General features: G+C 63.3%; 8 protein-coding genes. 2 read left to right on the top strand and 6 right to left on the bottom strand.

Translation table 11 applies throughout. The features are described from left to right. Window positions 1-13: 13 nt before the first annotated feature. The 5 genes from ABZ319_RS23055 to ABZ319_RS23035 form a co-directional block, all read right to left on the bottom strand. Window positions 14-1834 carry a DUF1998 domain-containing protein gene (locus ABZ319_RS23055; protein WP_354988525.1) on the bottom strand — a complete coding sequence of 607 codons (1821 nt, stop codon included), beginning with the start codon at window positions 1832-1834 and terminating at the stop codon, window positions 14-16. Next, entirely contained in the window at window positions 1815-4985 is a 3171-nt protein-coding gene (locus tag ABZ319_RS23050; RefSeq protein ID WP_354988524.1) for a helicase-related protein, read from the bottom strand. Before ABZ319_RS23050 ends, ABZ319_RS23055 begins: the two co-directional genes overlap by 20 nt. Then, window positions 4982-6499, bottom strand: a complete 1518-nt coding sequence (locus ABZ319_RS23045) for an NERD domain-containing protein (protein WP_354988523.1) — start codon at window positions 6497-6499, stop codon at window positions 4982-4984. Before ABZ319_RS23045 ends, ABZ319_RS23050 begins: the two co-directional genes overlap by 4 nt. Then, window positions 6496-11250, bottom strand: coding sequence for a DEAD/DEAH box helicase family protein (locus tag ABZ319_RS23040; protein WP_354988522.1), 4755 nt, complete (start codon window positions 11248-11250; stop codon window positions 6496-6498). The genes ABZ319_RS23045 and ABZ319_RS23040 overlap by 4 nt, the downstream gene beginning before the upstream one ends. Before the next feature lie 526 nt (window positions 11251-11776). Further along, window positions 11777-12733, bottom strand: a complete 957-nt coding sequence (locus ABZ319_RS23035; RefSeq protein WP_354988521.1) for a nitroreductase family protein — start codon at window positions 12731-12733, stop codon at window positions 11777-11779. 82 nt (window positions 12734-12815) lie between these two features. Here ABZ319_RS23035 and ABZ319_RS23030 point away from each other — a divergent pair, with 82 nt between their 5' ends. Continuing rightward, window positions 12816-13265 (top strand): helix-turn-helix domain-containing protein, encoded by a 450-nt coding sequence (locus ABZ319_RS23030; protein WP_354988520.1) that lies wholly within the window; start codon window positions 12816-12818, stop codon window positions 13263-13265. Between the two features lie 129 nt (window positions 13266-13394). Next, entirely contained in the window at window positions 13395-13898 is a 504-nt protein-coding gene (locus ABZ319_RS23025) for a GNAT family N-acetyltransferase (RefSeq protein ID WP_354988519.1), read from the top strand. Between the two features lie 96 nt (window positions 13899-13994). Here the strand turns inward: ABZ319_RS23025 and ABZ319_RS23020 are convergent, their stop codons facing one another. Further along, window positions 13995-15059, bottom strand: coding sequence for an MBL fold metallo-hydrolase (locus ABZ319_RS23020; protein WP_354988518.1), 1065 nt, complete (start codon window positions 15057-15059; stop codon window positions 13995-13997). Window positions 15060-15324: the final 265 nt, after the last annotated feature.

The following is a 15324-nucleotide window of genomic DNA, read 5'->3' as shown; positions in this document are numbered from 1 at the left end:
TGACACCGGTTGATCAGGAGATCGTTCCTGTGCGCACCTCCGGTAGGACGGCCTCGAGTAAACCTGGTACCTGACCGCCGCCCAACACCAGCTGTCGATCCAGCAAGCGATTTCCCGACTCGCAGGATGTCTCGCTGATCAGCGTGCAGCCGTGGCAGGCCGAGAGATTCAATGACGACGAGCCCTGGCTGTCGCTCTCGATACAGACCGGGTCATTCGAGCAGACGTCGGCATCATCGAGGGACGCGATGAGCAGGGGGATCAGTCGGGCGGGCTCTCCGAGTCGCACGAGACCGCCGAGCGTGCCCTGTGCGTCGCCGGCCGCAGTGTAGATGAGGATCCCGGCGGTGCGATCGACTCTGTCGCTGTTCGCGTAGATACGCTCTTGAAGTGCCGCGGAAGCATAGCCGCTCGCGAAGGCGAGGCGGCGGATGAGCAGGTGCGCGATCGTATGTAGAGCGACATAGCGGGGTTCCGGTACATCGAGGCGATGTGCCCACGGCGAATCGATCCTCCGTCTGCCGAGGATTTCGGCCCGTGCTCGGACGGCGGGGTCTTCCTCCCACGCGGATATCGCGTTTTCGTCGAATCGTATGAAGATCCCCTCCCCGAACATCTCCACGGCAGGGTAGATGGGATAGTGGCCGCGACCGGAAGTCAGATCTGCCTTGACGAAGTCGGCCTCGGGATTGTGCCGTCGGAATCCTTTGAGCGCCTTCACCTCACGGACTCGTCGAACTTGGCCCACGCCGGAGAGCGACTTGATCAGCTCCCCGGGAGCTTTGATCTTCTCCGACACCTTCCAGCCGTCGACAACGAAGTCCTCGCCGCTGCGGTCGCGGCCGTTCTCGAGCTTCTTGAGGAATGCGGCCCATTCCCCATCTTTGAGATCGAGCAGTATCTCGCTTCGTGGGCTAGGTGCGCTGTCGCCCGACGACGCCACCGAGAGAACCGTCTCGCGCGATACGCCGAGCTCCTCCGCGATCCAGCCGGCAACCATCTCGGCCTGCGGCCCGGCATTGTCGGCGACGACCTTGTCGAAGTTGAAATGGTTGCGTATGCGCTCCGCCTGCTCCTCGGATTGCGGTATCTCTTCTGGAATATCCAGTGCGGAGATATGTTCGGCGATGTAGTTGCTGGTCGCGCCGCGTTGTACGGGAATCAGCTGATGCTCACATGGCTCATTCACTGCGGCCAGTTCTTGCCAAGGCTGCCTGCCCTCGCACCGGATTCCATCTCGTTGCAGTGAGTTCTTGCCGACCAGTTCGGATAGGGACCGAGAGCGTTTGCACTTGTTGCAGCTGACCCGCAATGAGGCCAGACCTTCGCCATGTTTTGTCAGCCGCTCGAACTTGAGCTCACCGTATGCCCGACACACTCGAACTTCTTGATTCACACCGCTGTCCGAGCCGCGATGAGCCCACTTGAACCAATGAATATCCTGGATATGGCTACCCTTCTGGCAGATCGCGACGTATCGCATGGGTACCAGCAGGCCACCGCAGTTGCAGGTGTTGACCCATTGCCCTTTGCTTTTTCCTGTCAGCATCGACAACTGTGAGCATCGCTCGCAGAACCGCCAGGTCGGGAAGCGCCAGTAGAGCAGACTCGCGGTCTCTTTGGCGATTCGGCCGGCATGTGTGGGGGGCTGTCGCAGCTCTCCGCGCCCGAGGCGAGCCAGCAGCCGGTCGCAGCTGATCCGGGGTGCGCGCTTCTTATCCCACCACGATGTATCCGGCGCGATGAGCGATTGGCCGCGCACGTCGACGATGGCTCCGACACCGTAGGGCGAGATCGTCTCGGAGAGACGAAGGTCATGCTTGATCTTTTCCACGTTCCACCTCCTGCAACGGCTCCTGCACTGCGACAGCGACGCTCGACTCCACGGACCGCATCGAGTCGCCGACGAGCCAGCCTTCGCCGGTTTGTCCGAAGCGCTTCAGCAGTGCCTCGTCGCTGACGACTCGTCGGCTGTAGCGCAGAGGGGTGCTCTCCTCGCGCGCGCGTCGTGCGCGCCGATCCCACTCACGAAGAAGACGCCAGATCTCTTCGTCGGTCTCCTCCGCTTCGACTGTGTCAGAACGACTCACGATGGCCTGGAATCCGGTGACGGCGCCCTCGATGGCGCGACGCACGCGGTCGTTGTCCAGATCGAGTCTGTCGGCCGCGGTCTCCAGGGCGAGGGTCGGGAACGAATGGCGGATCAGTGCCACGAGCGCTCCAGCCAGAGAGCGATCACGCGATGCCATGGACCAAGGGGTGACGCTGGTGGGCTCCACGCTTCGGTAGAGGGCCTCGTGATACCCGCGGAAAGTCTCGAAGTGTGAGCGATCGCGCGCCCTGTTGGATCGAAACAGGGTGACGACGATGCCGTTGTTCTCTCCTCGTCCGACCCGGCTTGTCGCCTGGATGTATTCGGCTGTCGTTTTGGGTTGGCCCACCATGAGCATCAGCGCGAGCCGTGGAATATCGATGCCGACGGACAGCATGTTCGACGACAGCACCACGTCTATCGCTTCATCGGACGGACTCTGGGCCGCCTTACGCAGCTCGCGAAGGTCGTTCGGCAGTTCCTCGGGTCCGCGCCTGCTGGTGAGTTCCAGGACCCGACCGGCTCGGACCTTCCGGCGATCCTGTTGGAGGCGTTCAGCTCGAGTTTCCAGGCGGCCGTTCACATCGTCTACCACCAGCGTGCCGGTTCGGCCCAGCTCACGAAGACTGTTGTGGTACATGACCAGAGTCCAGAAGGCGTCGAGAGTAGCTGACGGATCGGGCTCACGGGTCAGTATGGTGGGCAGCTCGATGAGCGGCGCTGCGGTGGAAACCAAGGCGGACGCCTGGGATACCGACTGCGGCATCAGACCCACGTACATTCGGCCTGATCCGTCCGCGACCGGGCGTGAGAAGAAGGTCTTGTCGTCGTCGAGCCCTGCGGGCGGATAGAGGGCGACACGTCGTCCGTAGAGTCCCTGGACCTGTTCGTCGGAAGCGCGGATCGTCGCGGTCGACGCGACGATCTTCGGACTGGAACCGTCTTTGGTCAAAAGCAGCTGAATCACCGCGTCGAACACCGCGACGGTGGTGCCCAACGGTCCCGACAGCAGATGGAGCTCGTCTTGAATGATCAGCGAAGGCTGGCGGAAGATCGTCTTCAAGCCGAGTAGGCTTCCGGCCTCGGGCTTGAACTGAAGTCGTGCGAACTTGTCCACCGTCGCCAACAAGATGGTCGGGGGTTCGTCGTACATCACGTCGTCGACCACTTCCAGTGGCAGACGGTCCGTGAACTCGCAACTCGCGGAGGTGCAGTGGATCACTACATCGTGTCCGACGAGCCGCATCCCGTACCTGCTGCGGTCTTGGGTCCGCTTCTTCGGAACGAGCTCACTCAGGCACCAGGGGCAGCCCTCGACCTGGAATTGATTCGCCTGGTCGGGCCGTGCCGCCTTGTGTAACCGCTCGAGCGCGCTCTGCGCGTCTTTCCGCGTCGCGGGGGTCACCTCGTTGCCGACCCACAGGCCAATCGTGAAAGGCGGCATGCCCTTCACCCGGGCGTCCGACTTTCGGAGCAGCTCCATCGCACAGATCAGTGCCGCGGCGCGTTGGAATTGTTGGGCGGTGAGCAGGCGCAGCGTGTAGCGCGTGATCACGGCTGTCCCGCCGCCTTTCACACCGTGCACCAGCCGTCGTCTGAAGATCTCGATCGCCGCGAGTCCGAGATAGGCCTCGGTCTTGCCACCACCGGTGGGGAACCAGATCAGGTCGACCAGCTCTCGGTCCGCATGGGTCTCATCGATGGTGGAAGCCAGTGACACCAGGAGGAAGCCGAGTTGGAAAGGGCGCCAAGCTGGTTCGTTCGGGTCTTCACCCCGATTGATGGGTGCCTGCCGCATCTGCAGCCGCATCGCGGCCATCCCGAGTGCGAATGCCTTGCGGAGATCGTGCTGATCGGGGTCTCGCAGTAGCGCGACACCCGCTTCCATCCGGTGTACAGCGCGCCGCGACCGCTCGGTGATTGCGGCAGCAACCGAGGATTGCGGCCCGAAGCCTTCGACCTGGTCTTCTTGACTCGAAACCCATTGGGAGAACGCCCGAATGAACGCGTCCAGTGCCGTCAGCACCTGTTCGGGGGTTGTATCGATGCGCGCGAGTTCGTCGAGGCGTAGGGCTCGAGCCTCCTCGGTGCCGGCCTCGAAGCCGGTGGTCTCCACGTTCGGAACAACAAAGGCGGGAAGCGGAGTCAGGAAAATCCTGGTGCACCGCCCGGAGGAGAAATCCCAATCGGCCGCCATGCCGTGGCCGACCGCGTAGACCTTCCGCTGCCGGAATCGGAGACGAAGTTCCGAAGATTCCGCGTCGATGTCGTACGCACGTGAAGTGTCGTATTCTAGGATCTCGGCCCCTTCGGTGGGCCGCACCGCGAGTTCGACCTGGAACAGCATGCGCTCGATATCGAGCTTGTCGTCCCCTGTCGAGACCTCGGCCACGCGAACATGAACGGTGACCAGAAACGCGGTCCCCATCGGTCGCCAGCGTGATCCGATCTCCAGGGGGACCGTGCCGACGCTGATGCTCTTGAACGGGCGGTCCTTCGCCAGCTCCAGCACGCCGGGATCAACGGGGCTGCGCTTCCAGCGCGGCGGCCCCTCCTCGACGACCGGCGCGTAGGTCCCCGCACGCAGGTCGCACATCACCGAATCCGAGTTCGTCACGAACGAGATGGCGACCGAGGACGGCCGCCATGCCTCGGCCAACGGCACCGCCGCTCCGCCTTCCTCGACGTCGCCTTCCTCGACGGCGATAAGGCGTGCGGACTCTTCCGGGGGAGTGGCGGACTCGGTCACCTGGGACTCGGATGGAAAGAGCATCCCGATCGAGTACTGCAGGTGCGGTCGGTTCCAAACGACCTCCTCCGCCCCCGCTTCGGGACCGACGTACGCGGCGCGTAGATGCTCCAACGCTTCGACTTGCGCTGCCGTGAAAGTCATTTGAGCGCCCCCCGCTGCCGGACGAGCCCCTGCAACCGTCGCTTGTCCTCGCTGGAGGCGACGATGGTGAGCGAGACGCGTGCTCGTGTGACGGCTACATAGAAGGTCGCGACGCCGCTCGAGTCGAACTCTTCGGGCAGATCACACACGATCACATGCTCCGCTTCCAGTCCTTTCGCGTATCGGGGACAGGTGACGAGAATTCCATCGACGGTGGTCGGCACGGAATCGGCTGTGACACTGATGATCCAGATAGCGGATCGGAGGGCGCCGGCGGCGATCAGCGCGCGTGCGACAAGCAGCGCCTCGTCAACATCGGCCTTTCCCTTCGACCACTTCCACTGGATCTTCTCGCCATGGACGATGCCCGGATCCCCGATATCCGCCCCGAGGTACTCCTGAACCACATGCACGATGGCCTTCGTATTCCGGATGTTGATGTCCAGATCGCATGAAAAGGCCTCGGCGGCGACAAGTTCGAAGACATCAGCATCGAACTGTCCGTCAACGTGTGCCTGGTTGTTCGGATCGAGGAACATGCGCCAGCGTCCACCTGCCCGCCCACCGTGTATCACGGTGTCAAGCCGATCCATCGCCTCCGCGGTCATCAAGTCCTGTGCTTCATCGATGAGTACGGCGTCGTACTCCTTGTCGGAGCTCAGTTCATCGAACGGGATCACGTCGATCTGTCGCCCTGCGACAAGAGGTTCGAAGAAGCTCATCAGGGCGGGGGAATGGAAGGTGATCAGGACGGAGCGTTCCGCCGTGGCTTCCTGCTTCGCGGCCTCCGCGAGGACCAGGGACTTCCCGGTCCCCGCGCCACCGAGCACCATCATCCGCTGGTTTCGGGCCAGCGAAGCGAGCACCCGAGCCTGTGCTTCCGTAGCCCGGTTCTGCTCCTCGAGAACGGCGCCGCGCTGAGCGTCGATTACCGGCATACGGGAGAATTCGCCGAACAGCTTCGTCCGAAGGTCCTGACTGCGTGCGACTTTCGTGCCGTGCGGGGCGCCCTTGCTGCCGGCCGCGATCGTCGAGAGCGCTGCGGTGAGAGCCGCGACGCTCATCTCATCCTTCGCGAGCCAGTGGGTGGCTTCCCAACCGATAGCCGGCGGTGGGGCATCGATATCCGGCGTGATGACCACGGCTTCGTGGGCGAACCAGCCGACTCCTTGGGACTGGAGGATGTCGCGGAGGGCGTACATCGCCGAGCCGGCCTGCTCCATCGGAGAGGTCGGCAGCTTCTTCCAATCTCCGTGGCGGTTGATCGAGTACCAGACTCCTTCGAATTTCTTGACCCCGCCGCCCTTCACCTCGATCAGGAGAAGCACTCCATCCCACAGGATCACGAAGTCGGCCTCGGCATGCTGCTTGTACCGATGGGATCGCAGTTTGACCGAATGGAATGCCACGGCGTCGGCCGGTCCGTCGACGGCCCCGAGAATCTCTGCGACCCTGCGTTCGGCGGGGCTCTCGGCATTCTCGAGAATATGGGGAAGATCGGGAACGAGGATCATGCGCGCTGCTCCTGCCACAGGTCTTCGTACGCGCGAAAACCGAGAAGTGAGTTGATGTCTCCGAAGTTGTCGGCCATGTCGACGATGAGGCATTCCTCCTTGCCGCCGTTGGCCTTTCCGCGCAGTCCACGACCTGCCATCTGTATGTAGGCATTGGGACTGAACGTGGGTCGAGCGATGTACAGGGCTCGTACGCCCGGTGCGTCGAAGCCTTGAATGAGCAGATCGCAGTTGGTCAGGATACGAATCTCGTTCCGTTTGAACCGCTCGATCTGATCGCGGCGTTCTTGACGTCCGGTCAGGCCGCTGACCGCTGCCGCTTCGACGCCGCGGTAGCGCAGCGTCGCCGCCAGGATCTGCGCGGAGAGCACACTCGGCGTGAACACGAGGATCTGCCAGTCGGATGGGCGGCTCATGATGTCGGACACCAGAATCGACATTCGAGCTTGGCTCTGGCCTATCCGGTCGAGGACAGCCGCGTTGATGCGGCGTGTACTGGTCGCCTCTTCCCGTTCCTTGTGGCTGAGCTTGACCTCGACGCCGTCCAGAATCTCGTGCCGAACATGTGCCAGAATCCCCTGCTCGGCCAGGAGCTTGTACGGATTCGAATCGAACGCTTTCAGTTTCTGGTTGCCGAATCGGGCGGCGAGTTGTCGTGTCGACTCTTCGGAAGTGCCCTTGAACGGTGTGGCGGACAGGCCGACCAACGGCCTGGCCCATCCCCGCCCAGCGATGCCGAGCCAACTCAGCAGACGCGTGTACCGCTCGGAGCCGCCGGCTCGATGGCCCTCGTCGATGATGACCGCTGCCGGATCGCTGAGCCACGCGTACTCGGGGCTTTCCCGGATCTTGTCCAGCTTCGCGTCGGTCGCGACGATGACGCTGAATTCCGTGTCGGGCTCGGAGACTTCATTGCGGTCCCACAACCTGCCGATCGTCAGCGGCCGCTCGTCCCCGAGACCACGCCAGACCAGGCTCCACGTCTGTACGGCCTGCTCACACAGCTCCTGGGACTGGGCGATCCAGAGCACCACGCCCCGCAACCTGTCCTGGGTGAACAGACGCAGCACGGTCTCGCTGGCGACCCGGGTCTTGCCGGCGCCGGTGGGAAGTTCGACCATCGCCTTCTGCGGGCGGCCACTCTCGTCCGACGTCGTGAGGACATCCTGCAGTTTCCTACTGATGTCCTGCTGGAACAGATGCAAGGGGTTCAGTTTGACAGCGCCCGGCACAACGAATTCCGAGTCCTCGTGCTGAGTCCGGCGACCGGCGTAAGCGCTGCCGAATCCCATCTGCCGGAGCCACGAGATCGTCGCGGCGCCACCCGCCCACGTCGTCGGAACATCGTTGAACTCGAGCCGTCGGAACAGATCTGCCAGCTGCTTGATCGAATCCGAGCCGTAGACCGTCAGGTATAGGTCGCCGATCGATGTCGAATCATGCACCAGCCCTTGTGCTTCGAGTGCCTCCCACAAGCCCTTGGGAAGCTCGTCGCGCAAATCGTCCTCGCCGAAATAGATCTCGAGGCGCTCGGCGTCGGTTGCAGCCGCGACAGCTTGTTGCCTGAGCTCGACCAGGTAGTCGTCCACCCCTGCCTGTCGAACAGTGGCGAGATCGGCGTTGTTCAAGCGAAGCTGGAAGGCCTCGTTCACGATCGGCAACAGCTTCTGGTCATCGACGTCGTTCTGGACGATGAGTTCGAGTCCGTTGAGATGCCAATCCATGGCTTGGTCTTCGACGCCACCTTCGGTCGTCACCCGCTTGGTCACCCGGGCGGCGCGCGTCAACGTGGTGTTGGTGAGCTCATCGGCGACCATCTGGTATCGCAGGCCGGTGAAGACGTCCAGAACGCGTTCGCCGGGCTGTTCGCCCTCGATCACCATCGAGAACGAGAAGGTGTCCTCGAAGCGCTTGCAGCCGACGATCGTTACCAACTGCTCCGCGCGTTCTTCCGTGGTCTGCAGGTACGGGCGCTGCCGTGTTCGCAGAAACTCGCGCTGCTCATCGTTCACCGCGACGAATACCGAGCTCGGGACACGTGATTCGACCGCACGGCCGACGCGCGCGGGAATCTTCGGCGGTTGTGAGCCGTGATAGGCCCGACTGCTGGCGATCAGGAGGAATTCGGTCAGAATGTCGTCGTCGATCTTCGGCGGCAGAAGCTCTGCCGCAAGCGCTTCCTTGAGAGTGGCGATCGATACCGTCTCGAGCTGATCCGGCAGGTTCAGCGCGTTGGCGACGGTGCTCGGACCGGTGAAGAGCGGCAACAGGTCACGGTATCGCGCTAGCGTCGGTGCGACGACGGCGTCAGGGCTGCGCACGCCACGCGTCGATTCCACGAGTCCCGCGAGCTCGACGGCCCAACGAACCGGGGAGTCGACCGTGTAGTTGGTACCCGACCCGACGTCCTCGCAATCCCAACGCGAGTCGCCGAACGCGAGGAGAGCGTTCGTCCACCTGACTCGAATTGCGTTGGAAGCACCCGCTTCAGCGAGGATCGGCAGGACCGAGAACGGTCCAGGCGACCGCCCGTCCTTCGGGTAGAAAGTCACATCCTCAATTGGGCGTTCGCCCGGTCCAAGTCGTGAGTTGAGATCGTGAAGGACCCACGCGGTGTATTCCGAACGCAGTGCCTCATCTTCGAACTCATACTTCGCCACGGCACCCTGAATGACACCGAGTGCGTGTGCCACCTTGAGACTGCACTTGTGGCGGTCGAGCGTCAGAGAGGCATAGCCCGCCAACGGTTCTCCGATATCGAGGACCTGCTGTGGCCAGGCCCAGTCGCCCGCATGAGTCGGAACTCGAACCAGACGGTGAGGGTGGTTCTGGATCACCTTCACAGCCTCGCTCCAAGCCACGCCGTCCACGGCATCCCATAGCCTGGTGAGTTCCTCGTCGGTGGCGTCGGTAGAAAGACTCGTCAACCGCGCGTTGAGAATCGCGATCGGATCCAGGTTGCGGAAGCCGACGCTCTGCAAGAGCTTCTTGATCCCTGGCTGGGCGAGGAAACGGTGGTCGACGAATTCCGCGCCATCGATATGGATGTCCTCTTCCTGCTCGAGGAAGACCATATTTCGGTCTTTCAGAGCACGCAGGCCAGCAGTTGTCGGAATGACTTTGGCCTGGGCGATCTCGGGCATACGTGGATTGTCGTGAACGAACCGGAAAGCATTTGCCGTCGACTCGAAATCGTCGCCATCCGCCCACTCCCTGAGCCAGGTGAGCAATCCCCTTTTCGGCAGGACCGATAGTGCACGCTTCATATCGCGGCCTCCGCCTTCGAAGGCGAGCCGGCTGTCATGGCTGCCGTAGATGCACAGCTCACGGAGGCGTGAGGATCGCTGTGCAGACGAGTAACAGCGCCAGTGCGGAACATCTGGTTTCGTGTGCGAAGAGCTGATCCACGCTTGATGAAGTGACTGGTCCACAACTTTCACATCGATGGTGAGATCGAGGGGAAGAAGCTCGCTCGCTGCTCTGAGCGCACCCGTGGCGTCAGGCACTAGGCTGCGGCTGGCAGCATACGCTGGAACAAATGAGTTCAGAGCCGTGTCGCCGAACGATCGCTCCTCACGGCCGCGGGCCGGTAGATAGTCCAGATGTCCGGCAGGGTCGGTTGTCGTGCTGAATCGAGGGAGCGCATCCACGAACATTTCGGCCATCGTTCGAAGTATTTCGCGGTTGTAGTCGTTCCGCAGGAGAGTTGTGCGGTCGTCGTTCACGCTCCAAGGAGCATTGAAAAGCGCTGAAGCGGTCGTGTCGTCTTGAAGGGGGAAGTAGGACCAGAACTGGCCTACCCGTTGCTGACTCTGGCGCAGCGGTACAGCGACGGTAACTTTGACCTTCTCGCGTGAGACCGCCTCGCCGACCTCATGGCGCGCCTTGGCCGACGGCGCATGCATGCGCTCTACCACGACCCATTCGTCTCCGCTGCCGTCCGGCCGTTCGATCTTCAGCACGCCGTTGCCGAGGTCGCGAGAGGTATGGCTTGTCTTGAATCCATCATCGCCGAGGACTCGCAGTTTGATTTCGCGAACAGATCCGACGAACAACAAGAACTCTGATTTGAATGATTCGATCTCATCGCGAAGGCGCATGATATTCGTAGCATCGGGCAACTTGACTATAGTCACCGCCCATTTTGCGAGATCAGATAAAACAGGATCTGTGGAAAAGTGTTCCTCAGGCTCGACCAGTACAGCTGTGCGTAGGATTGGGACACGCCTAACATTGGGGATGACACCCCTGATTGCCTGCTGAGCGATCGGTGAATTGAACTCGAATGAAACGGACCGACTGAATACCTGAGGTGATTGAGAAACGGAAAGCACCGACTTGAATCCAAGTCCGAAGCGTCCGATCTCATCGCCTCGCTTACCGCTTAGATGCGCATGGGTGATCGACGTGATACCCGTCTTCGAAAACGGCCGCCCCGCGTTGGCGCAGTAAAGTGTCCGGTTGGGAATATCGAGCACAATCTCAACTCGCCCCGCGTGTGCTCCGGATTCGCTGGAACTTGCGCCTGACATCGCATCCGCTGCATTTTGCACAAGTTCGAGGAGAGCGCGGTTTGCGTATCCTCCGACGCGAATAGACTCTTCGTGGTTGGCGTGCTCCGAGATGAGGTTTGGGTTCGCTTCGTATGACGCGATTGCTCGCCCGAACTGGTGGTCAATCTCAGCAGCTAAACCGCCATCGCTGGCCCATGATGCCGTCCAGCCCTGTGCTTCTACGTCGGTCAATTCCATCCTTCAAGATCAGTTCGAGTGATCATTGACCCCCCGCGAGCCGATTATCGTTTGGTTGCGCGTTAAGACAGTTCGGTACCGCGAGTTGCCGAAACTCTGTAGGCGACTAGTCATTTCCGGTCGAGTATCGGCCACTGGCGGGCCCCGTGATGGTTCGACCGATGGTCGCAGCTGTGGGGAGCGCGTTACCTGACTGGCTCGCACTCTGATACAAGCCCGTCGGATGGGTGTACGCAATAGCTGGAGCGTTCCTTGCGAGCGAGTGGCATGCGATGTCGCCAGGTTGGCATGCAATGACAGTCCACTTGGTGTCGGATTGGATCGGTCTAGACTCTTGCTAGGGGTATGGACTCCAGATCTTAATGGCTACTTATGAGCCCAACCTCAGGTCTGTCCGTTATGTTCATGGCGGTTTGCTGGGAAGGTAAACCCAAATGGCTATCTCGGTGAAATGCATAGCTGCACCCGAACGACCGGAATAATCTACCTTTCTCAAATATTGATAATTCTGATTTTTCCGTGCATTCTATTTGGAATGCCACTCCACCGCGTCCGAGAGATTCGCGCGGGTTGTGCGGAACTTGTTCGCAGGTTGGTCCGGATCGCTGTAACCGAACGAAATCCCAGCGACTACCTGGCGGTCTGCAGGAATTGTGAAGTACTCGTGAAGGAAGGGGGAGTAGGTCGCCAAGGCTGCTTGGGGAGCCGTTGCCACGCCCAGGCTTTGGGCTGTCAGGAGGAAGGACGTCAGGTAGAGGCCGCAGTCCAGGACGCCGTAGGAGCCTTGGGCCGTGTCGGTTGTGATCAGGGCCAGGTGGGGGGCATCGAAGAACTCGAAATTGCGGACCAATTGGCGCATCGTGCCTGCGTGGTCGCCGCGGGGGACGTCCACCGCCGCGTAGAGGGCCGCGGCGCATTCTCGGCGGCGGTCGCGGTAGACGCCGTGGTACTTGGGGAAGGGGATGTCGGTGGCCGGGGCCGCGCCGTCGATGTGGGCGAGCAGGGACTTGCGGAGGCGGGACGTCGCGGGCGGCTCGGTCACGATCACCTGCCAGGGTTGGGCGTTGCAGCCGGAGGGTGTGCGCTGGGCGGTGGTCAGGATCTGGGTGATCGTCTCGCGGGGTACCGGGTCGGGGCGGAAGGCGCGGCACGTGTGGCGATTGTCCAGCAGGGACCGGAGGACCTGGTAGGGAGCTGGGCCGGTCGTATCGTGAGGCGGCTCGGTGGAGGCCACGGCCGGGGCTTGCTCAGCGGCGAGAGGGCTGCCGGCGGCAGAGTCGCTACCGGGGGCGGCGCGCTCATTCTCGGCGGTGACCTGGTGGCTGTCGATCGGGCTCGCCAACGGCGGTGATGCTGCTGTAGTGCGCGGAAAGGGCGCTGGATCCGCCGCGACATGGTCGTCGGCGGGCGCGTTGCTGGTCAGGCCAGTACCCGAAGCTTCGGCGAGCAGGTCGGTTTCAACGGTGGCTCGGTGGTTGGGCATCGCATCCCCTTCGGGTGTGGTCTCATTTCGAGACCGGTGAGATTTGGTCTCATATTAAGACCACTCGGCTAGCATTGGGAAGATGCGGTACGAGGAGCTGGCCGAGGAGCCGTGTTCGATCACCCGGGCACTGGTGGTGTTCGGGGACCGGTGGACACTGCTCATACTCAAGGCCGCGTTCGCGGGGGTGCGGCGGTTCAACGGGTTTCAGGGGTACCTGGGGATATCCAAGGGGAGGCTGCTCGACCGGCTGGATCGGCTGGTCGAGCACGGGATCCTGAGCAAGGGGCCGGCCGAGGTCGGTGCGCACGAGGAATATCGGCTCACGCCCAAGGGGTTCGACGTCTATCCGATTCTGCTGGCGTTCAAGGACTGGGGGGATGCGCACGTCGCGCCGGACGGGCCGCCGATGCTGTACGGGCATCGCGACTGCGAGGGGCAGGCGCATGTGCGGCTCGAATGCGACCACTGTGGGGACGAACTCACCGCGCGCGACGTCGTCCCGACTCCGGGGCCGGGCCTGCTGGGCTGAGGTCCGGGCGGGTTACAGGCTGCCTGCCCGAGGCTGAGCCGGCGGACCGGTGAGGGGCGATCCGCGATCGACTGCATCCCCCGGAAATGCCCGCGCGCGCCGACCTCCACGAACCGTATAGTCCCAGCCGTGTCCAGCGTGATCGTTCGTCCCGCCCTGCCCACAGACGAGAAACACCTGTGGGCCATGCTCTTCGAAGCCTCGTACTCGGCGGATCAGGGGCGAACGTCGCCGGACGAGTTGCGCGCCATACCGGCGCTCGCGCACTACGTCGAGAACTGGGGTGTGCCGGGGGATCTCGGTGTCATCGCCGAGCTGAACGGGGAACTGCGGGGGGCCGCGTGGCTGCGACTGTTCACCGGTGACAACGCCGCCTACGGGTACATCGACGACGACACCCCGGAACTGGCCATCGGAGTCGTGCCCGGGGCGCGCGGCACGGGGGTCGGCACCCTGCTCATGGAACGGCTGCTGGTGGACGCGCGAGCTGCCTTCAAGCAGGTGAGTCTCAGTGTGCGGGAAGAGAACCCGGCGCGCCGGCTCTACGAACGGCTCGGCTTCGTCGAGATATCGGACTCCGCACACCCGAGTCCCACCGGGAGTACCAGTCGCACCATGCTGCTCCGCTTCTGATCGGCTTCGGCGGACGGACGGCCCGGCTGCATGGCGCGCGAGCACAGCCGCGCGGCCTGCCATGGGCGCGCATCGCGCACCATCGAGGGGGCGCGCTCACCCCAGCGGGAACTCCAGCACCCCCGGCGCCAGATAGTCGTCCCGATCGACCAGCATCCGCACCCGCGGCCGCGCCTGTTCCGGAATCCGTGCCAGCTCCGCTTCCACGGGGCTCTGGAACGCCTCCCCGCGCGCGGTGAACACCGGCAGCCAGTTGTCATGATGGTTGGGCACGAACACCTTCGGGCGCAGCGCCTCGATGTAGCTCCGCGGGTCCCGCAGCCCGTTGGTGAACTGGTTGAACCCCTGCACCGCGCCGACGTGCACGTCCGAGGCGGGTAGCGAGCGCAGCACGTCCAGCACCTCGGGAGCCTTGTCCAGCAGCGGCCCCGAGGAATCGTGCCAGGTCAGGGTGAAGCGGTCGGTCCGGAACTGGTAGAGCAGCACCCCGCCCTCGGGCGCGGCGATATTGCGCGCCAGATGGGCGGCATCGGCCAGGGACGGCGGGAACTCCCGGATATCGCACGGACACGGCTTGGGGCGCAACGGATCCGAGCCCGCGGGACTCTCGTCGCGGGCGGTGCGGGCGGAGTGCACGTGCCGGACCGCGGTCACCGCGATGCCCGGCGCGAGCTCGAAGTCGTAGCGATCGCCGTACGAGGAATCGGCGGAACCCAGTTCCACACAGTCGAATCGGGGATCGGCGACCTGCCCGCGCACGGTCGCGCAGTGTTCCGCGGTCCCGTGCACCACGGCCCCGCTCGCCTGCGCGATGGGCCCGGCGTCGGCGGCGTGGTCGAAATGCCCGTGGCCGATGAAGATCGCGGCCGGGCGCAGGGCCGCCACCTCGGCGACGGTCGTCGGCACGTAGCCCGAGGTCGCGCCCCGCGGCACCCACGCGTCGAGCAGGAAGACCGTGCCGCCCAGCGAGATGGCGAAACTCGCGCAGCCGAACCAGGACACCAGAACCCGATCCGGGCTCACCGCACCGGTTTCCGGGTCAACCGCCGCGTTTCCGAAGAACCGCCGCCGGGCCGCGATGGTCTCGGCCAGGGTCGGCGCGGCCGGTTCCGGGGTGGTCAGACGTTCGGACAATGCCGCCAGACCTCGCGAAAGATTCACCCGTGCACCTCTCACCTCAACCGCCCGCCGGCACCGTGCCGCGCCCCACGCATTCTTCCCGTCTCGGACAGTCCTGTCACCGGATCTCCCGAGGTGACGGACCGATGGACCCGCACCGCGTAAAGAGCAACCGTGTGAAGGCCGGGCCGGGAAGCGTGCCCTCGTCCTGGTCGATCAGCAGGTGAACGGATGCCTTGCCCGTGCGGAGTCCCCGGTCCAATTGCGGGATCGCCGCGGTGACAGGCTGCGGGTCCGGTCGCCCCGG

The organism is Nocardia sp. NPDC005978 (genome assembly GCF_040614455.1).
GTDB lineage: Bacteria > Actinomycetota > Actinomycetes > Mycobacteriales > Mycobacteriaceae > Nocardia.
The sequence above is the reverse complement of the archived record's forward strand: the minus strand, read 5'-3'. Positions and strand labels throughout refer to the sequence as shown.